General features: G+C 66.7%; 17 protein-coding genes. 9 read left to right on the top strand and 8 right to left on the bottom strand.

The features are described from left to right. Positions 1-20: 20 nt before the first annotated feature. Genes FHS47_RS07980 through pilG form a run of 3 tightly spaced genes read right to left on the bottom strand, consistent with a single transcriptional unit; the run spans position 21 to position 1,385 of the window. Positions 21-566 (bottom strand): chemotaxis protein CheW, encoded by a 546-nt coding sequence (locus FHS47_RS07980; protein WP_167025390.1) that lies wholly within the window; start codon positions 564-566, stop codon positions 21-23. Positions 567-573: 7 nt separating this feature from the next. After that, positions 574-948, bottom strand: coding sequence for a response regulator (locus FHS47_RS07975; protein ID WP_167025388.1), 375 nt, complete (start codon positions 946-948; stop codon positions 574-576). Positions 949-983: 35 nt separating this feature from the next. Then, entirely contained in the window at positions 984-1,385 is a 402-nt protein-coding gene (gene pilG, locus FHS47_RS07970; protein WP_338039696.1) for a twitching motility response regulator PilG, read from the bottom strand. Positions 1,386-1,651: 266 nt separating this feature from the next. Here pilG and gshB point away from each other — a divergent pair, with 266 nt between their 5' ends. Together gshB and FHS47_RS07960 are read left to right on the top strand one after the other, a co-directional pair. Beyond that, positions 1,652-2,593 (top strand): glutathione synthase, encoded by a 942-nt coding sequence (gene gshB / locus FHS47_RS07965; protein ID WP_167025387.1) that lies wholly within the window; start codon positions 1,652-1,654, stop codon positions 2,591-2,593. Then, a complete protein-coding gene (locus tag FHS47_RS07960; RefSeq protein WP_167025385.1) occupies positions 2,590-3,450 on the top strand; it encodes an energy transducer TonB in 861 nt (286 codons plus the stop codon). The genes gshB and FHS47_RS07960 overlap by 4 nt, the downstream gene beginning before the upstream one ends. Positions 3,451-3,580: 130 nt before the next feature. Here FHS47_RS07960 and FHS47_RS07955 read toward each other — a convergent pair whose 3' ends face one another. Continuing rightward, positions 3,581-3,904, bottom strand: coding sequence for a hypothetical protein (locus FHS47_RS07955; RefSeq protein WP_208381850.1), 324 nt, complete (start codon positions 3,902-3,904; stop codon positions 3,581-3,583). Positions 3,905-3,995: 91 nt separating this feature from the next. On the opposite strand from FHS47_RS07955, the gene FHS47_RS07950 reads away from it, so the two are divergent. The 5 genes from FHS47_RS07950 (at position 3,996) to FHS47_RS07930 (ending at position 8,482) form a co-directional block, all read left to right on the top strand. Beyond that, a complete protein-coding gene (locus FHS47_RS07950) occupies positions 3,996-4,562 on the top strand; it encodes a YqgE/AlgH family protein (RefSeq protein ID WP_167025383.1) in 567 nt (188 codons plus the stop codon). Positions 4,563-4,575: 13 nt separating this feature from the next. After that, positions 4,576-4,995: a Holliday junction resolvase RuvX gene (gene ruvX, locus FHS47_RS07945; RefSeq protein WP_167025381.1), complete on the top strand. Its 420-nt coding sequence runs from the start codon at positions 4,576-4,578 to the stop codon at positions 4,993-4,995. Between the two features lie 78 nt (positions 4,996-5,073). Further along, a complete protein-coding gene (locus FHS47_RS07940) occupies positions 5,074-6,000 on the top strand; it encodes an aspartate carbamoyltransferase catalytic subunit (RefSeq protein WP_167025379.1) in 927 nt (308 codons plus the stop codon). 120 nt (positions 6,001-6,120) lie between these two features. Then, positions 6,121-7,869, top strand: a complete 1,749-nt coding sequence (locus FHS47_RS07935) for a hypothetical protein (protein WP_167025377.1) — start codon at positions 6,121-6,123, stop codon at positions 7,867-7,869. A 247-nt stretch (positions 7,870-8,116) separates the two neighbouring features. Next, positions 8,117-8,482: a BON domain-containing protein gene (locus tag FHS47_RS07930; RefSeq protein ID WP_167025374.1), complete on the top strand. Its 366-nt coding sequence runs from the start codon at positions 8,117-8,119 to the stop codon at positions 8,480-8,482. A 69-nt stretch (positions 8,483-8,551) separates the two neighbouring features. Here FHS47_RS07930 and FHS47_RS07925 read toward each other — a convergent pair whose 3' ends face one another. Together FHS47_RS07925 and FHS47_RS07920 are read right to left on the bottom strand one after the other, a co-directional pair. Further along, positions 8,552-9,715, bottom strand: coding sequence for a PilT/PilU family type 4a pilus ATPase (locus FHS47_RS07925; RefSeq protein WP_167025371.1), 1,164 nt, complete (start codon positions 9,713-9,715; stop codon positions 8,552-8,554). Between the two features lie 227 nt (positions 9,716-9,942). Continuing rightward, positions 9,943-10,980: a type IV pilus twitching motility protein PilT gene (locus tag FHS47_RS07920; RefSeq protein WP_167025369.1), complete on the bottom strand. Its 1,038-nt coding sequence runs from the start codon at positions 10,978-10,980 to the stop codon at positions 9,943-9,945. A 112-nt stretch (positions 10,981-11,092) separates the two neighbouring features. On the opposite strand from FHS47_RS07920, the gene proC reads away from it, so the two are divergent. Both proC and FHS47_RS07910 read left to right on the top strand, forming a co-directional pair. Beyond that, positions 11,093-11,917, top strand: a complete 825-nt coding sequence (proC, locus tag FHS47_RS07915) for a pyrroline-5-carboxylate reductase (protein ID WP_167025366.1) — start codon at positions 11,093-11,095, stop codon at positions 11,915-11,917. Beyond that, positions 11,914-12,489: a YggT family protein gene (locus FHS47_RS07910; RefSeq protein ID WP_167025363.1), complete on the top strand. Its 576-nt coding sequence runs from the start codon at positions 11,914-11,916 to the stop codon at positions 12,487-12,489. The genes proC and FHS47_RS07910 overlap by 4 nt, the downstream gene beginning before the upstream one ends. Before the next feature lie 102 nt (positions 12,490-12,591). On the opposite strand, the gene FHS47_RS07905 is transcribed toward FHS47_RS07910, so the two are convergent. Continuing rightward, a complete protein-coding gene (locus FHS47_RS07905; protein WP_167025360.1) occupies positions 12,592-14,697 on the bottom strand; it encodes a bifunctional (p)ppGpp synthetase/guanosine-3',5'-bis(diphosphate) 3'-pyrophosphohydrolase in 2,106 nt (701 codons plus the stop codon). Then, positions 14,694-18,620: an ATP-dependent RNA helicase HrpA gene (gene hrpA, locus FHS47_RS07900; protein WP_167025357.1), complete on the bottom strand. Its 3,927-nt coding sequence runs from the start codon at positions 18,618-18,620 to the stop codon at positions 14,694-14,696. Before hrpA ends, FHS47_RS07905 begins: the two co-directional genes overlap by 4 nt. Positions 18,621-18,644 lie beyond the last annotated feature (24 nt).

The following is an 18,644-nucleotide window of genomic DNA, read 5'->3' as shown; positions in this document are numbered from 1 at the left end:
CCCTCCCCCATTGGAGGCGCCTACAGCGCCGCCTGCCGGAAATCCGGCGCACGAACCAGACGACTCATGCTGAAAAGTCCGAACGTCTGCTCGCCGATCTGAACGTTCTGTGCGACGAAACGCGCCAGCCGCGGATCGTGTTCTTCCTCGCCCGAATCGCGCTGGGCGTCGTCCATCGTACGCTGGCCGAAGACCTCGTCCACCAGCAGCCCCACCGTACCGCCGTGCTGGCGCACCAGCAGCAGGCGGGCACGCTCCGACGCCGGCGTGCGCTCATCGAACAGGAACCGGCCGAGGTCGATCGCCGGCACGAGGTTGCCGCGCACGTTGGCCACGCCCATCAGCCAGGGCTGGGTGCCGGGTACGTTGGTCAGGGTCGGCACGGCGAGAAGTTCGTTGATCTCCTCGATGCCGCTGACGAAAGCCCGGCGCCCCACTCGAAAACCGATGCCGCGCCACAGACCCAGCGACTCCACCTGCTCCGGCGCGTCGGCCGTGTGCGCGAGGCAGGCACGCTCGTAATGGGCGAGCAGTTCGAATGGCGTGAGTGCCGCGTTCTCGCTCATGGCGTCCTCAATGCGTCGTGTTCGGCAGGAGGCTGGCGATGGTCGAGAGCAGTTCCTTCTCGTTCACCGGCTTGGTGATGAACGCTTTCGCTCCCTGGCGCAGGCCCCACACACGGTCCGTCTCCATGGACTTGGTGGTGATCATCACCACCGGCACGTCGGCCGTGTTCGGGTCGCGGCTCAGCGTGCGCGTGGCCTGGAAACCGTTCATGCCCGGCATGATCACGTCCATGATCACCAGATCCGGCTTGTTCGCGCGGATACGGTCCAGGCCAGCCTCGGCGTTGTCGACGCTGGAAACGGAAAAACCCGCCTTCTCGAGCAGCGTGGTAAACACGCGGACGTCGGTGGGCGAGTCGTCGATGATGAGAATGTTTGCCACACGTCCCCCTGGACGTTGTCTTGCGTGGAGTTGGGTCAGCTCGCCTTCGCGTACCGGTGGATCGCGCCGAGGAGCTCGTCGCGGGTAAATGGCTTGGTGAGGTATTGCTCAGCGCCGACGATGCGGCCGCGCGCCTTGTCGAACAGGCCGTCCTTCGACGAAAGCATGATCACCGGTGTTCCGCGGAACTGGGCGTTGTTCTTGATGAGTGCGCAGGTCTGGTAGCCGTCCAGACGGGGCATCATGATGTCGACGAAGATGATGTTCGGCTTCTGGTCGGATATTTTCGCCAGCGCCTCGAAACCGTCGACGGCGGTGAGGACGTCGCAGCCTTCCTTCTTCAGCAGGGTTTCGGCCGTGCGTCGGATGGTTTTCGAATCGTCGATGACCATGACCCGCAAGCCGCTCAGGTCGTTCCCGCGTCCGTTTTCGTTCACTGCGCCCCCGTACCACGAAAAAAACCGCAAATACCCGAGCAGGATAGCCGGATTTCGGCCGACTATTCCGTGCGCCAGGTCGTTGTCCGGAACTTAACGCTCCGGCGGTCCGCTCTTCGGCGTTCCTCCCGACCGCTGTTTAATGGTTGGCTGGAGCGCCGTCAAGATGAATTCTTCTTAAAGGGGGGCGTTCCCACGCCCCGACCGCCCCTTTGCCGGGCGGCCTTCACTAAACTTGGCACCTTTCCTGCCTGCGGAAATCCTCCATGCCCCTCTCCGTTGCCGTCCTGATGGACCCCATCCGCGCCATCAAGATCGCCAAGGACACCACCTTCGCGATGCTGCTGGAAGCTTCCCGCCGCGGTCACGCCCTCCTCTACATGGAACAGGGCGACCTGGCCCTGCGCGACGGACAGGCCTGGGCCCGGCTGCGCCCCCTCACCGTCAGGGAAGACCCCAGCGGCTGGTTCACCCTCGGCGAGCCGCAATGGCGGCCCCTCGCGGAAGTGGACGTCGTGCTGGCCCGGAAAGACCCACCGGTGGATGCGCAGTTCATCTACGACACCATGGTCCTGGAGCGCGCCCAGCGGGCCGGCTGCAAGGTGGTGAACGATCCGCGCGCGCTGCGCGACTGCAACGAGAAGGTGTTCTCGCTCGACTTCCCGCAGTGCATCGTGCCCACGCTGATTTCCCGCGACCGGGGCGAACTCAAGGCGTTCCTGGCGGAGCACCGTGAGGCCATCCTCAAACCGCTCGACGGCATGGGCGGCCAGGGCATCTTCAAGGTCTCGGCCGGCGACAGCAACGTCAACTCGATGCTGGAGACGCTGCTCGACGGCGGCCGCCGGTTCACCATCGCGCAGAAATTCATTCCCGAGATATCGGCCGGGGACAAGCGCATCCTGCTGATCGACGGCGAGCCGGTGCCATACGCTCTCGCCCGCATTCCGCAAGGCGACGAATTCCGCGGCAACCTCGCCGCCGGCGGCCATGGCGAGGGCATCCCGCTCTCCGATCGCGACCGCTGGATCGCCTCGCAGGTCGGCCCCGAACTGGTCCGGCGCGGGCTCCGCTTCGTTGGCCTCGACGTGATCGGCGACTACCTGACCGAGATCAACGTCACATCTCCGACCGGCGTCCGTGAACTGGATGCCCGCTTCGGCATTAACATCGCCGGGCTGCTGTTCGACGCGATCGAGGCCCGATGACGACCCGCACCACCGGCACCGACCTGTTCGGCGCGACACTGCTGTTCTCGCTGCTGCTGCACGGTATCGTCATCCTCGGCATCACCTTCGAGGTGGAAAAGCCGCGCCCGAGCGTGCCCACGCTCGACGTCACCCTCGTGGACGTCGCCAACCGCGAGCAGCCGGACAAGGCCGACTTCCTCGCACAGGCCAGCAATGCCGGCGGCGGCGACAAGGACAAGGCGGCGCGCCCGTCGGAACAGGCCTCGGGACTCCTTCCCACGCCGCAGCACAGCCTCGCCGCGGAAGCCAAGGATGCCCAGGCCCCCGCCCCACGCGAAGCCACCCCCAGCCAACTCCTCACCACCTCCGGCGAGACGGCCTTTGCCGTGGACACCACGCACGAACAAACCGAGCGGAAGCCGCGGCCGCTGCCGGAATCCGACGAAGAGGTGCAGCGCCGGATGGAAATGGCCCGCCTGGCCGCCGAGGTGCGGGAACAATCGCAGGCCTACGCCAAGCGTCCGAAGAAGAAGTTCATATCGTCCAACACGCGGGAATATGCGTACGCGGCGTACATGAAGGGCTGGGTCGGGCGCGTGGAACGCGTGGGCAACCTCAACTATCCGGACGAGGCACGGCGCCGGGGCCTGCACGGCGAACTGGTGCTCACGGTGGGCCTGAACCGGGACGGCAGCATCAAGAGCATGGACGTCATCAAGAGTTCGGGGCAGAAGGTACTGGACGACGCCGCCCAGCGCATCGTCCGCCTCGCGGCACCCTTCCCGGCCCTCCCCGCCGACAAGAACCGGGTGGACGAGCTTTACATCACGCGCACCTGGCAGTTCCTGCCGGGGGACGTGCTGCGGAATTACTGATCTTCGAGGAATATCCTCGGAGCGGCTCCTGATGTGTGGGAGCCGGCTTTGCCGGCGATTCTGCGCCAGCGGCAGCCTCGCCGTGAGCACCAATCGCCGCTGAAGCGGCTCCCACACAAGGCAAAAGCACTCACTTTGGCAGCAGCTGATCCGCCTCGCTCACGTACGCTTTTTGGGCCTTGCGGTCCCACACGCACAGCTCCCGGCCCGGCCGGTTCTTCATGTGCTTCTGCGGATAGCGGCCGGCGAGCACCAGCGCGGTGACCGGCACCCGATCGTCGTATTGGATCGGGCCGCCAACCGGCTTCGCGTCCTTCAATCCGCTGGCGGCAATGCAGGCTTTCGTCAGCCGTTGGTCATAGTCCTTCCATGCATCCGGCGTGGACGCCCCGGCGGTGGTCGCGCAAGCCACCCCGGCCAGGATAAAAACCTTCGTAAACATCATGTTGCGCATAAGTCGCTCCTCCTGGTAACCGTGCAGAAGTTACCGGCGGTGCACTGAACGTTCGCACACGACTCATCGTCGTAGCGGCTACAATGCGGCCATGACGACCGCCAACTCATTCGCCGGGCAATTCCTCATCGCGATGCCCTCGCTGGCCGAATCGCCCTTTGCGCGCGGGGTGGCGTTCCTGTGCCAGCACGGGGACGACGGAGCCGTCGGCCTCCTGATCAACCAGATTTCCGAATACCGCCTGGGCGACGTGCTCGCACAGATGAAGCTCACCTGCGACGACCCGGAGATCGCCGACTACCCTGTGCTCATCGGCGGGCCGGTGCAGCAGGAACGCGGATTCGTGCTCCATCGCGAGCCCGGCAACTGGGACTCCAGCTATCGCGTCAACGACGACTGGTCCGTCACCACCTCGCGCGACATCCTGGTGGCCATGGCCGCCGGCGAAGGTCCGCGTCGTGCCGTGGTCACGCTGGGCTATGCCGGCTGGGACGCTGGGCAACTCGAACAGGAAGTGATGGACAACGCCTGGCTCACCACGCGCGCGGACGAACACATCGTGTTCGACACCCCCATCGACGAGCGCTGGCTGGCCGCGGCTCGCAAGCTTGGCGTGCACGACCCGTCCCAGCTGACCGGCTACGCCGGCCACGCCTGATCGCCTCCACGCGATGAGCTGCCTGTTCGGATTCGACGTCGGCACCAAGGTGGTCGGCGTCGCCGTCGGCAACCGCCTGACCGGCACCGCGCGGGCTCTTGCCGCCGTGCCGGTGCGCGATGGCGAACCCGACTGGCAAACCCTGGACGCGCTCCGCCGCGAATGGCTACCTGCGGAACTGGTCGTGGGCCTCCCGCTCGACAACGACGGAAAAGAGCAGCCGATGACACGTACGGCGCGGCGTTTCGCGGAGCGCGTCGCCGAACGCTACGCCCTCCCCGTCGCCCTCACCGACGAGCGCATGAGTTCGCAGGAAGCCGCCCGCCGTTTCGCCGCCGGCCGCGCCGCCGGCACGCGCAAGCGTTCCGATGCGAAGTCGATCGACGCGGAAGCGGCGGCCGTCATTCTCGAGTCCTATCTCGTGCAGGCATGACCGAAAACCCCACCGCCAGTACCATGCCGGCAGATACGCCTTGCTCCATTTCGCCACCTCCTTCGTCCTGAGGACGTCATGTCACAACGCCTGCGCCACCTGACCACCCTCGAGAACCTGCCCCGCGAAGCCATCGAACGCCTCCTCGACCGGGCGAACAGCATGCGCGAGGCCACGGCGCACGGCACCCGCAAGCTCGACCTGCTGGCCGGCCGCACGGTGCTCAACCTCTTCTTCGAGCCGTCCACCCGCACACGCACCTCGTTCGAACTGGCCGCACGCCGGCTTGGCGCGGACGTCGTCAATTTCGACATCGGATTTTCCTCCACCGCCAAGGGCGAGGAACTGTTCGACACGCTGCACACGCTGGAAGCGATGCACCTGGACACGATCGTCGTGCGGCACAAGGAATCCGGCACGCCCGAGTCGCTGGTTCGCCATGCCATGAGCGGCGTCTCCGTGGTGAATGCCGGCGACGGCAATCGCGCCCACCCCACCCAGGGCCTGCTGGACGCGCTCACCATTCGCAACCACCACCCGGACTTCCGCAAACTGCGCATCGTCATCTGCGGCGACGTGCGCCATTCGCGCGTGGCCCGCTCCGACGTGCATGCGTTCACCGCACTCGGCGCCCGCGACGTGCGCATCGTGGGGCCGGCCGCCTTGCTGCCCGCGGAGTCGGAACTGAGCGGCGTCACCTTCCACGAGGACTTCGACGAGGCGATCGAGGGGGCCCATGCGGTCATCATGCTGCGCCTCCAGAAAGAGCGCATGGCGGCCACCGATCTCCCCGACGAAGCGGCCTACTTCGAACGCTACGGCCTGGACTGCCGGCGCCTTGCCAGGGCCGCCAAGGGTTGCCTCGTGATGCACCCCGGCCCGATCAACCGCGGTATCGAGATCGCCTCGGACGTGGCGGACGGCGCCCAGTCCCGCATCCTCGAGCAGGTAGGCAACGGCGTCTTCGTGCGCATGGCGGTGCTGGCCGAGGTCATGGGCCGCTAGGCGGCGACTCGTCCGCCATCGCAGGAACTTGCGTTCAGACCACCGCGCCGGCGCCTGCGGGCGCCGCGCTTCCGGCATAATGGCCGGACCAAGGGACCAAACCAGACAATGGGATACACAATGCGACCGACGAAGCGACTCATCGCGCTCGGCCTCGCCAGCGTTTTGCTGGCGGCCTGCGGCCACAAGGACAAGGACGCCCCGCTGGCCTTCGTGCCGGCCGACACGCCATACGTTCTGGCGAACCTCGACAAGCTCGACGACGACGCCTACGAGGCGCTGTTGACGCAGGCCAATGCGGAACTTCCGGGTGAAGTCGCCCAGATGAAGTCCCTTGCGCAAGACCTCGAGGGCAAGGGCAACGCCGAGGCAGCCCGCCTGCTCAAGGCCTTCGCCGCCGAATTCGAGGGCAAGACGGCCGAGGCGGCCCTGAAGAACATGGGCCTCGACGTGAAGACGGGTTCGGCCATCTACGGCCTGGGCCTCAGCCCCGTCGTCCGTGTGGCGCTCGCCGATCCCGCCGCCTGGGACGCCTTCGTGGGCCGTCTCGAAGCCGCCTACGGCAAGAAGCTGGACACCGGCGACGCCGGCGGCCAGGCCTATCGCCATGTCACGCTCGCGGATTCGGGCGTCCAGCTGATTATCGCCACCGTGGGCAAACAGGCGGTGGTGTCGCTCCTGCCGGCAGATGCCGCGCAGCCGTCCATCCGTCAGGCGCTCGGCGCCGACCGGCCGGAGAAGAGCCTCCAGGACGACGGCCGCCTTGCCGACCTGGCCAAGGACAAGGGTTACAAGGATTACGCGGTGGGTCAGGTCGACCTCACCCGTCTGCTGCCCCTCGTCGCCACGGGCAAGGACCCCTTGTTCGCCGCGTACCTGAAGCAGCAGTCCGCCAAGACGGGCGAGCCCGTGCCGGTTCCGGCACCGAGCTGCGTGCCGGAAGCCACCCGCATCGCTTCCCGCGTTCCTTCGCTCAGCTTCGGCTACACCCGCCTCGACATGCACCATCAGGAACAGCGGGTCGACGTCGCGCTGGCCGACGATATCGTCAAGGCGTTCTCCGGGCTCAAGGTCGAGGTTCCGGGCCTGGGCAACGACGCCAACGGTCCGTTCGACATCAGCCTCGCGCTGCCGGTCGAGCAGATCCGTACGTTCTTCACGGCGCAAGCCGATGCCGTCGCTGCCAAGCCGTTCGAATGCCCGGCCTTCGTCGGCATGAACGACAGCTTCGCCAAGCTGGGCTCCACGATGCAGCAGGCAGCCATTCCGCCGCTCGGCGACGTTCGTGGCGTGCGCATCGTGCTGGACTCCTTCACGCCGGCCGCCGCCGGTCAGCAGATGCCCGCCATCACGGGCCGCGTGCTGCTCGCCACGCGCAACCCCGCCGGCCTGCTCGCGATGGGCCAGGCCATGCTCGGTGGCGACTTCAAGCTCGCCGGCGACGGCAAGCCCGCCCCGCTGCCGCAGAACATCACCACCATGCTCGGCATGCCCGGCTGGGCGGCCATGAACGGCCAGGCCATCGCGGTGGGCCTCGGCCAGGGTGAGGACGGCAAGCTGGACGAAATGCTCATGGGCGCCACCGGCGACGCCGGCCGCATCAGTCGCCTGCACCTCAATGGCGACATGTATCGCGCATGGGTCGACGTCATGGCGGACAAGGCGCAGACCTACGCGAGTTCCATGGCGGAAGCCGCAGGCGCCGACGGCGCACCGGACGACCAGGGCGCGCAGGCATCGGCCGCCGAGCGTTCGAAGATGCAGTTCGAAGCCATGAAGGCACAGGCGGCCCGCATCGTGCAGGTTTCGGGCGAGGCGCACGTGGACGAGAAAGGCCTCGTGATGTCCGGCGCTGTCGAATACAAGTAAGCGGCTTCATAGCGACACCATGTGGGAAGCGCGCTAGCGCGCGAAGGGCCATCCAGCATGCGCCCCTTCGCATGCAAGTGCGCTTCCCACTTCGTTTTTGTGGAGGTTCCTTGACGATCCTGAACGGCCCGGATTTTCCGGCACGAATCGTTCACGGGTGCACTGTTTCCATGAGCCCCGCGAACCGGCAGCCACAGTGCGTGGCGCCATCGCCAGACCCATTCAGTGCGAAAACAAGGAGTCACCCATGAACCACGCCAACCTCCGTAAGGCCCTGTTCGCTGCCGCTCTCGTTGCCGGTCTCGGCACGGTTCCCTTCGCTCAGGTGTATGCGCAGGACTCCGCGGCGGCCAGCTCCAAGGGCGACAACCAGACCGTCGCCGGCAAGGCGGACGACGCCTGGATCACCACGAAGGTCAAGTCGGAATTCGCGGCCAACAAGAGCGTGAAGGCCACGGACATTTCGGTGAGCACTACCGATGGTGTCGTCACCCTGACGGGCACCGTGGCGACCGCCAAGGAAAAGAGCCATGCCGAAGCCATTGCAAAGAAAGTCAAGGGCGTGAAGAGCGTCGACGCCAGCGGCCTGACGGTGTCGTCGGCTGCCAACTAAGCACTTTCGAAGTGCGAACGAAAAGGGAGCCTCACGGCTCCCTTTTTTTTCTTTTTTGTGGGAGCCGCTTCAACGATGCAGCATGCCGCCGAAGGAATCGCGGTCGTTGCTCTTGTCGATCTCCACGCCTTCCAGACCCTGCGACAGCGTATGCGCGTCGCCGCCCTGGGCCAGCTTGATGCGCAGCCGGACCTCGTTGGAACTGTCCGCGTGGCGCAATGCGTCCTCATAGGAAATCTCGCCTGCGTGGTAGAGCTCCACCAGGCTTTGGTCGAACGTGCGCATGCCGAGCTGGTTCGAGTCCCGCATCAGTTCCTTCAGCTTGTGGATCTCGCCCTGGCGGATGTAGTCCTGCGCAAGCGGCGTGCCGAGCAGGACTTCCACCGCCACGCGCCGGGCCTTGCCGTCCGGCGTGGGAATGAGCTGCTGCGCCACGATGCCCTTCAGATTGAGGGAGAGGTCCATGAAGAGCTGCTGGCGGCGGTCTTCGGGGAAGAAGTGCAGGATGCGGTCCAGTGCCTGGTTGGCGTTGTTCGCATGCAGCGTGCACAGACAGAGGTGACCCGTCTCCGAGAAGTTGATGGCATGTTCCATCGTTTCGCGCGTGCGCACTTCGCCGATCATGATCACGTCCGGCGCTTGGCGCAGGGTGTTCTTCAAGGCGTTTTCCCAGCTGTCGGTATCGATGCCGAGTTCGCGCTGGGTGATGATGCAACCTTCGTGCTTGTGCACGTACTCGATCGGGTCCTCGATGGTGATGATGTGGCCCGTGGAGTTCTGGTTGCGGTAGCCGATCATCGACGCCAGCGAGGTCGACTTACCGGTACCCGTGCCGCCGACGAAGATGATGATGCCGCGCTTGGTCATCGCCAGCTGCTTGATGATCGGCGGCAGGCTCAATTCTTCCGGCGTGGGAATCTTCGATTCGATCCGGCGCAGCACCATGCCCACGCAGTTGCGCTGGTAGAAGCACGACACGCGGAACCGCCCGATGCCCGAGGCACTGATCGCGAACTGGCACTCGTGGGTTTTCTCGAACTCCTCGCGCTGGGCGGGCGTCATCACGTTCAGCACCATGTCGCGCGACTGCTGCGCCGACAGCGGGCTTTGCGTGATGGGCACGATACGCCCCTGCACCTTCATGGACGGCGCGACGCCGGCGGTGATGAACAGGTCGGAGGCCTGCTTGTGCACCATCAGCTTGAGAAATGAGGTGAAATCGAAGTCGCTCATGAGAGGGTCCGTAAGTTGGCCCCGGCTGCGCCGGGGCTATCGTGAAGCGTGAACCGTAAGTGGCGTAAGTGGGCCCCGGCTACGCCGGGGCGGCGTGAAGCGTGAACCGTAAGCAAAGCCGCTAACCCTTTTCCCCCGATCGCAGCTTACTCTTTCCAGCGGCCACCGGCCGCGACTTACAGGCCCGAAAGGGCCGACTCACGGGCAAGAAGGGCCGACTCACGCCTCTACCGGAACCCTTCCTTGTTCTTGGCATAGGTGGAGGCTTCCTGCCGGGTGATGAGGCCGCGCTTCACCAGGTCGGCGAGGTTCTGGTCGAGGGTCTGCATGCCGTACTGCTGGCCGGTCTGGATGGCCGAGTACATCTGCGCCACCTTGTCTTCGCGGATCAGGTTACGGATGGCGGGGATGCCCACCATGATCTCGTGTGCCGCCGTACGACCGCCGCCAACTTTCTTGAGCAGCGACTGCGAGATGACGGCACGGAGCGATTCGGAGAGCATGGAACGGACCATGGGCTTCTCGCCTGCCGGAAAGACGTCGATGATGCGGTCGATGGTTTTAGCCGCCGACGAGGTATGCAGGGTGCCGAAAACCAGGTGGCCGGTTTCCGCGGCGGTGAGCGCGAGGCGAATGGTTTCCAGGTCGCGAAGCTCGCCCACCAGGATGTAATCGGGATCTTCGCGCAGGGCCGAGCGCAACGCCTCGTTGAAGCCATGCGTATCGCGATGGACCTCGCGCTGGTTCACTAGGCACTTCTGCGACGTGTGCACGAATTCGATCGGGTCCTCGACCGTGAGGATGTGCCCGTATTCGTTCTTGTTCACGTGGTCGACCATGGCCGCCAGCGTGGTCGACTTGCCGGAACCCGTGGGGCCCGTGACCAGGATCAGGCCCTGCGGCTGCTCGATCAGCTCGCGGAAGATCTTCGGCGCGCCCAGGTCTTCCAGGGTCAGCACTTCCGAGGGAATGGTACGGAACACGCCGCCGGCGCCGCGGTTGTGGTTGAACGCGTTGACACGGAAGCGGGCCAGGCCGGGAATCTCGAAGGAGAAGTCGACTTCGAGGAATTCCTCATAATCGCGCCGCTGCTTGTCCGACATGATGTCGTAGATCAGCGCGTGCACCTGCTTGTGCTCGAGGGGCGGGATATTGATGCGCCGGACGTCGCCGTCGACGCGGATCATCGGCGGCAGACCCGCGGAAAGGTGCAGGTCGGAGGCCTTGTTCTTCACGGAGAAGGCAAGGAGTTCGGCGATATCCATTGGGGTCCCCTTTCTTGGTGGGCATAGGTAACCATGCCCGGGGGGCGGCGGCAAGGCGCATCTCCATATATGCTTTGCGCGTTGTGAACGAAGTCGCCTACGGAGTTACCCCATGAACCGGATCGCCTTCATCGGCGGAGGCAACATGGCCACCGCGCTGATCGCCGGGCTGATCCGCCACGGCGCGCAGCCGGGTGGCATCGCCGTGGCGGAGCCGCGTGCGGAAGCCCTGCACGAGCTTTCGCGCGAATATGGGGTGGCCACCTACACGGACAACCTGGACGCCGCCAAGGGCGCCTCCATCCTCGTCCTGGCCGTGAAGCCACAGATGCTGGCCGAGGTGTGCCGCGGGCTCCGGCCTGCCGTGCAGAAATACCGCCCCCTGGTGATATCCATCGCCGCGGGCATCCGCGTCCACCAGATCGAGCGCTGGCTGGACACCACCCTGCCCGTGGTGCGCTGCATGCCCAACACGCCGGCCATGTATGGGGCCGGCGCCACCGCCCTCTACGCCAACGCGCGGGTCAGCGCACCGCAGCGGGCGGAGGCCCAGCACGTACTCGATGCCGCCGGCCTCACCGTCTGGGTGCCGGAAGAAGAACAGCTCGACGTGGTCACCGCGTTGTCCGGCTCCGGTCCCGCCTACTTTTTCCTCATGGTGGAAGCGCTGGAAAACGCCGCGTTTTCGCATGGTCTGTCCCGAGAAACAGCCCGCGCCCTCGCCGTGCAGACCGCCTTCGGCGCCGGCCACATGCTGGTGGAAAGCGGCGAATCGGCCGCCACCCTGCGGCAGCGGGTTACCTCGCCGCACGGCACCACGCAGGCGGCGCTGGACAGTTTTCGCGGCGATCATTTCAACGAGATCGTCGCACGCGCCGTCGACGCCGCCCGGCGGCGCGGAATCGAACTTTCCGAAGACATGGAATCCAAGACGTGAATTATCTGACCAATGCCGGCGCACTGATCCTCCAGTTCGCTTTCGGAGCCATCGTCACCCTGTTCGTCCTGCGCCTGCTGGCCGAGGCTTGCCGCGCGGATTTCCATAACCCGATCTGCCAGTTCCTCTACCGGTTCACCAACCCGGTGGTACGTCCGCTGCGCAAGGCCTTGCCCAACATCCGCCGGGTGAACACGGCCGCGCTGCTGATCGTGCTGGCACTCGAGTGCCTGAAGATGCTGCTGTTGGCGGCGCTGGCGGGCGTGGCTCCGTCGCCACTGGGCATCCTGGTGGCCGGCATCGCCGAAACCCTCGACTTCTTCCTGCTGACCTGGATCGTGCTGGTCTTCGTCTGGTCGCTGATGAGCATGCTTTCCACCGACCGCTACCACCCCGTGGCGCGGCTGGTCTCCAGCCTGGCGGAGCCGCTGGTGCGGCCGCTGCGCGGCAGGCTCACGATCGGCGGACTCGATTTCTCGCCCACCGCGGTGCTGCTCGGCCTCTTCCTTGCGCGCATCCTTATCGTGCAGCCCTTGTCGGACTGGGGCATGCGGCTTCTCCTCGGGGCCTGAATGGTCTGTGTGGGAGCCGCTTCAGCGGCGATAAGGTGCTCGCGGCACGCTTGCCCGCTGCCGCGGGATCGCCGCTGAAGCGGCTCCCACAATGGTCTCAGGTCACCTTCCGCCCAGCCGCCGCGCATCCGTCACATTCGGCAGTGCACTCAGCCGCCCCAGCAGGGTCGACAGCTGCTCGTAGTCCTTCACACGTAGGGTGAAACGCATCTCCACCTCGCCCGTGCGCACATGCACGCGGCTGGACGAGGCCACGATGTGCGGCCCCACGTTGTTGATCGTGGTGGCCACGTCCTTCTGCAGGCCCTTTCGGTCGTAACCGCGCAGTTCCACGTCCACTTCGTAACTCTGCACGTCCACCCTGCCCCAGCCGACCTCTATCACTCGGTCGGGATCGCGCCGGGCCAGGCGGGCCAGCGATGCGCAGTCCGCGCGGTGCACCGACACGCCACGACCGCGGGTGATGAAACCGCGCACCGGATCGCCCGGAAGCGGCTGGCAGCAACGCGCCAAGGTCGTGAGCAGGTTGCCCACGCCCTCGATCGATAACGCCCCGCGGTCGTGCTGCGCAGCGCGCGACGCCACGGGATTGCCCGATTGCGTGATCTCGGGCTCAGCGGGCTCCTGCAACGCGCGGGCGATCTGCCCGAGCGAGACCTCGCCCAGCGCCACGGTCACGTAGAGTTCGTCCACGTTCTTCAGGCGGAAGTGCGTGGCCAGCTTGGTCAGATCCACGTCGTCCAGAGCCAGCCGTCGCAGTTCCTTTTCCAGCGACGCCTTGCCCGCCAGGATGTTTGCCTCGTGCGCCTCGCGCCGGAACCACGCGCGCACCTTTTCCCGCGCCCGCGACGTGTACAGGTATCCATGGTGGGTGGAGAGCCAGTCGCGGCTGGGCTCCGACACCTTCGCGGTGAGAATCTCCACGCGATCGCCGCTGCGCGGCTGCGTGGTCAGCGGCACGATGCGCCCGTTCACCTTTGCGCCGCGGCAGCGATGGCCCACCTCGGTGTGGATGTGGTACGCGAAATCGAGCACCGTGGCCCCACGCGGCATGTCGATGACCTCGCCCTTCGGCGAGAGCACGTACACGCGGTCTTCCATGAGTTCGGTCTCGAAGCCCGCAGCCAGTTCGGCCTCGTCTTCGCCGCGCGGCTCCAGCAGCTTGCGCATCCAGGCGATCTTCGCCTCGAACTCCGCATCGGCGCCGCCACCCTCCTTGTATCGCCAGTGCGCAGCCACGCCCAGCTCGTTCGCACGGTGCATCTCGTGCGTGCGGATCTGCACTTCGAGGACCTTTCCTTCCGGCCCGATCACCGCCGTGTGCAGCGATCGGTAACCGTTGCCCTTGGGCCGCGCCACGTAGTCGTCGAATTCGCCCGGCAGGTGCGGCCAGAGGCTGTGCACGAGGCCCAGGGCCGCGTAGCAGTCGGCCACGTTGTCGACCAGGATGCGCACGGCGCGGATATCGTAGAGATCGGAGAATTCCAGGCCTTTCTTCTTCATCTTTTTCCAGATGGAGAAGATGTGCTTCGGGCGGCCTGCCAGGTCGGCGCGAATGCCGGCGCCGTCGAGCACCGCGCGCAACTCGGCAAGGCTGGTGGCGATGAAGCGCTCGCGGTCGGCACGCCGTTCGTCCAGCAGGCGCGCGATGCGGCGATAGGTGTCCGGCTCCAGGTAGCGGAATGCCAGATCCTCCAATTCCCACTTCAGCTGCCAGATACCGAGGCGGTTGGCCAGCGGAGCGTGGATATCGGAAGTGAGCTGGGCCAGTTCGCGCCGCTCGTGGTCGGGCAGCGCCATCGCCGTACGCATCGCCGCGAGTTGCCGCGCAAGCAAGACGAAAACGACGCGCAGGTCGCGAATGATCGCCAGCAGCAGCCTGCGCAGCCCTTCAGCGCCGCTGCCAGGGCCACGCTGCGCGTGCAGGGCCCAAACTTTCTCGGCTTCGCCCTGCCCGTCGATCAGCCGGCGCAGTGAGGGTTTCCAGGTCTTGGCGGCCTCTGCGGTCGCACCGGGCAGGCCACGCTCGAGCGAAAACCAGAGGGCCGAGGCGCAGGTTTCGTCGTCGCAGCCCAACAGCCGCAAGAGTTCGATGATCGTCTCGCCCTCGGCGCGCGCCGCCACGGGCAACCGCACGCACGCCTCGCGCGCGCGCTCGGTCAGCGGCATCGGCTGCGGCTTCGCATCGGCCACGCGCGGTTCGCTCATCGGCTGTCCTCCGCCTGCGCGATTTCGAGGGCCCGCGCCAGCCGTTTGGCCGACACCGGCTCGGCCGTCTTCAGTTCCTGGGCGAACAGCGACACGCGCCATTCCTCAAGCAGCCACCGCAGTTCCTGCCACACCGTGTTGTCGAGCGCGGTGCCGTTCGCGTTGAGCAAGGCACGCCAGTAGGGCAGCACCTGGAGCATGCGCGACTGGTCGCGTGCGGGGTCCTGCCGCAGGCGTTCGGCACGCAGGCGCATGGCGCGGAGGTATCGCGGATAGTGCGCCAGCCGGTCACGCGGCAATTCGCGCAGGAAGCCCGGCTGCAGCAGAGCCGCGAGTTGTTCGCGCAGGTCGTCGTAGCTGGCCTTCGCGAATCCGATCAGCGGCGGCTCCATCCACGGCTTGAGTTCGGCCTGGGCCTCGATGATCGGTTCGGCAAGCTTCTGCCGTGCCATGGCCGCGCCGAACAGTTCACGCGCGAGGTCGGTGCGCAGGGCCTCGAAGTCGGCCTGGGTACGCGCATCCAACCGGCGATCGAGCAGGAGGTCGGCAAAGCCGGCTTCCACGAGGTCGGCGCGAAGCCCGTCGATGCTCCCCAGCGGTGCGTACTTCAGCGAGAGCGCGTTCCCGATCGGCAATTGGCGCCGCGCGCGCTTGAATTCCGGCGCGAGGGCTTGCCGAAGCAGGCGTTCGACACCTCCTACGTGCGCATCCGCGGCCTCGTCGGCGCGCTCGAAGACGCGCAGGGCCACGGCCTCGCCGAGGTCCACCAGTGCCGGGTAAGCGGTGAGGCCGCCCTCCGACCGCACCTCGCGAGGAATGGATTCGAAATCCCACGCCACGATGCCTTCGCGGGTGAGTTCGACGTCGGTCTTGCGCGAGAACGCCTCGCGCGCCTTGCCTTCCCACTGCGTGCGGATCGAGGGGAGGTCGCGTCCCTCGGCTACCGTGCGGCCGTTTTCGTCATGCACCCGGTAGCGCATGAGCAGGTGTGCTGGCAGTTCCGCATCGGCAAAGGCCGCAGCGTCCACGTCGACGCCGGTGGTGCGCTTCAGGAACGCAGCCAACGCGGCCGCGAGGGGCTGGTCGCGCGGTGCCTCCGCTTCCACGAAAGCCCGCGCAAAGTCGGGCGCCGGTACGAAGTTGCGGCGTAGGGCCTTCGGCAACGCGCGGATGAGTTCGGCCACCTTGTCGGCCAGGAGGCCACCGACGAGCCATTCGCCTCGGGCGGCGGGCAGCGCGTTGAGGAAGGCCAGCGGCACGTGGATCGTGACGCCGTCGGCGGGGTCGCCAGGCACGAAACGGTATTCGAGGCGGTAGCGGTGCTGCCCGATCTCGAGCGAGGCGGGGAAGGCCTTGGGATCGAGGCCGGCCCCGGTGTCCATCACATCCGCCAGCGTCCAGCGCAGCGCCGCCTGCTCCGCGGGCGCCGCCTTGCGGTACCACGCATCCAGGGCCCGGGTATCGGCGATGCTCTCGGGAAGCTTTCCATCGAAGAACGCGGCAAGGTCTTCGTCGGACCGAAGCAGGCCCGCCCGGCGTTGCTTGGCCTCGATATCGTGCGCCTGTTCGAGCACGCGCGCATTGGCGCGCACGAAATCGGCACGGCTGTCGAGATCGGCTCGCACCAGGGCCTCGCGCACGAAGATCTCGTGGGCCAGCTTCGGGTCCTGGCGCTGGAACGTGACAGGGCGGCGCTCCACCAGCACCAGACCGAACAGGGTGACCTGCTCGTAGGCCACCACGGTGCCGCGCTTGCGCGACCAGTGCGCGTCACGCGCCGTGGCGCGGACGAGATGGCTGGCCTGGCTTTCGATCCACGCGGGCTCCACTCGGGCGCACATCATGGCCCAGATGCGGCCGCCGATATCGAGGATCTGGGCCGCGAACACCCATGCCGGCGGAGCCTTCGCCAGCGCCGAGCCCGGAAAGACCTGGAAGCGTCGCTCGCGGGTGCCCCGGTAGACGCCTTTCTCGTCCTTGTGCCCGACCTGGGTCGGCAATCCGGCCAGCAGGCTGCGGTGGATGGCCTCGAACAGCGCATCGTTGCCGTCTCGCGCAGGGCGCGCGCCTGCGGGCGCCGCTTCGGCGCGGGAGAATGCTTCCCAGCCGATGTCCCTCGCCACGAGCACCAGTTGCCTGTGCAGTTCGCGCCATTCGCGCATGCGCATGAAGCTGAGGAAGTGCCGCGAGCACCAGTCGCGCAGTTTCGAGGAGGTGAGCTCTTCCGCCGCCGAGAGATAGGCGCGCCACAGGTTCAGCACGCCGACGAAGTCGGATTTCGGGTCGGCGAACTGGGCATGCGCCGCATCGGCCTGCCCGCGGGCATCCGGCGGCCGCTCGCGGGGGTCCTGGATGCTGAGGAAGGCGACGATGGTGATGAGCTCGCCGAGGCTGCCGATTCGCCGCGCCTCGACCAGCATGCGTGCCAACTGCACGTCGATGGGCAGCCGCGCGACGGTGCGGCCGATGTCCGTGAGACGGCGCCCGTCATCGATGGCGCCGATCTCGGCCAGGCGCCGGTATCCGTCGGCGACCACGCGTGGGTCCGGTGCCTCGAGGAACGGAAAATCCTCGACCTCGCCGAGGTCGAGCGCCAGCATGCGCAGGATCACGTTGGCGAGCGACGAGCGCAGCAGTTCGGGATCGGTGTATTCCGGCCGCAACGCGAAATCGGACTCCTCGTAGAGCCGGTAGCAGATGCCCGGCCCCACGCGGCCGCAGCGGCCCTTGCGCTGGTTGGCGGCGGCCTGCGAAATCGGCTCGATGTGCAGACGTTCGAGCTGGCTGCGCTGGCTGTAGCGCTTCACGCGTGCCGTGCCCGAATCGACCACGTAGCGGATGCGCGGCACAGTAAGGGAGGTTTCGGCCACATTGGTGGCGAGCACGATGCGTCGCTTCGGCCCCGGACGGAACACGCGGTCCTGTTCGGCCGCCGACAGACGCGCGTAGAGGGCAAGCACTTCCGTCTCGCGGTACTGCCGGCGCGAAAGCAGCAGGTGCGCGTCGCGAATCTCGCGCTCGCCGGGCAGGAAAACCAGCACGTCGCCGCGTGGGTCTTCGCGCGTGATCTCGTCCATGGTGTCCGCCACCTGCTGGGCGACGTTGCCTTCGACGCGCTCGCCGGGCGGCCGATAGCGAACCTCGACCGGGTACGTACGGCCCTCGACGGCGACCACGGGCGCTCCGCCGAAATGCGCGGCGAATCGCTCGGTGTCGATGGTGGCCGACGTGACCACGATCTTCAGCTCCGGCCGGCGCGCCGCGAGGCGCTTCAGGTAACCCAGGAGGAAATCGATGTTGAGGCTGCGTTCGTGCGCCTCGTCGATGATGATCGTGTCGTAGGACGAAAGCCAGGGATCGGACTGGGTCTCCGCCAGCAGGATGCCGTCGGTCATGAATTTCACCAGGGCCTGGTCGGACACCTTCTCGGTGAAACGCACCTGGAAACCCACCTTCTCGCCGAGGGGCGTGCCCAGTTCCTCGGCCACACGGGTGGCCACCGAACGCGCGGCGAGGCGGCGCGGCTGGGTGCAACCGATCATGCCCGCCTCGCCGCGCCCTGCCGCCAGACAGAGCTTGGGCAGCTGCGTGGTCTTGCCCGAACCCGTTTCGCCGGCGATCACCACCACCTGGTGCTCGCGGATGAGCTTCACGATGTCGTCGGCCCGGGCCGCGATGGGCAATGAGGCATCGACGGCGACAACCGGTTTGGCGGCGACGCGCGCGGCGCGCCGGGCGGCCGACGCCGCGATGTCCGCGGCCAGGGTCGCCAGCCTGGCGGCATCCGGCTTGCGCGATAGCGTGCGCCAGCGGCCGAGGAGGCGCCCGAAATCGCGGCTGGCGACCCGCGCCAGTGCGTCGCGCAGTTCACGGAGGCGCGGGTCGGGAGCGGCGGGTCGCGAGGGGCTTGTGGAGGTACTCATGGGGACCCCAATAATAGCGTGTGC

The sequence above is a fragment of the Luteibacter sp. SG786 genome (assembly GCF_011759605.1).
In the GTDB taxonomy this organism is placed as follows: domain Bacteria; phylum Pseudomonadota; class Gammaproteobacteria; order Xanthomonadales; family Rhodanobacteraceae; genus Luteibacter.
Note: the sequence above shows the minus strand (reverse complement) of the source record. Positions and strands in the feature narration are given on the sequence as shown.

Bases quoted from the DNA above. Each gene is read 5' to 3' on its own strand.
- FHS47_RS07980 (WP_167025390.1), bottom strand. From the start codon at position 566: ATGAGCGAGAACGCGGCACTCACGCCATTCGAACTGCTCGCCCATTAC.
- gshB (WP_167025387.1), top strand. From the start codon at position 1,652: ATGCCCCTCTCCGTTGCCGTCCTGATGGACCCCATCCGCGCCATCAAG.
- FHS47_RS07960 (WP_167025385.1), top strand. From the start codon at position 2,590: ATGACGACCCGCACCACCGGCACCGACCTGTTCGGCGCGACACTGCTG.
- FHS47_RS07955 (WP_208381850.1), bottom strand. From the start codon at position 3,904: ATGCGCAACATGATGTTTACGAAGGTTTTTATCCTGGCCGGGGTGGCT.
- FHS47_RS07950 (WP_167025383.1), top strand. From the start codon at position 3,996: ATGACGACCGCCAACTCATTCGCCGGGCAATTCCTCATCGCGATGCCC.
- ruvX (WP_167025381.1), top strand. From the start codon at position 4,576: ATGAGCTGCCTGTTCGGATTCGACGTCGGCACCAAGGTGGTCGGCGTC.
- FHS47_RS07940 (WP_167025379.1), top strand. From the start codon at position 5,074: ATGTCACAACGCCTGCGCCACCTGACCACCCTCGAGAACCTGCCCCGC.
- FHS47_RS07935 (WP_167025377.1), top strand. From the start codon at position 6,121: ATGCGACCGACGAAGCGACTCATCGCGCTCGGCCTCGCCAGCGTTTTG.
- FHS47_RS07930 (WP_167025374.1), top strand. From the start codon at position 8,117: ATGAACCACGCCAACCTCCGTAAGGCCCTGTTCGCTGCCGCTCTCGTT.
- FHS47_RS07925 (WP_167025371.1), bottom strand. From the start codon at position 9,715: ATGAGCGACTTCGATTTCACCTCATTTCTCAAGCTGATGGTGCACAAG.
- FHS47_RS07920 (WP_167025369.1), bottom strand. From the start codon at position 10,980: ATGGATATCGCCGAACTCCTTGCCTTCTCCGTGAAGAACAAGGCCTCC.
- proC (WP_167025366.1), top strand. From the start codon at position 11,093: ATGAACCGGATCGCCTTCATCGGCGGAGGCAACATGGCCACCGCGCTG.
- FHS47_RS07905 (WP_167025360.1), bottom strand. From the start codon at position 14,697: ATGAGCGAACCGCGCGTGGCCGATGCGAAGCCGCAGCCGATGCCGCTG.
- hrpA (WP_167025357.1), bottom strand. From the start codon at position 18,620: ATGAGTACCTCCACAAGCCCCTCGCGACCCGCCGCTCCCGACCCGCGC.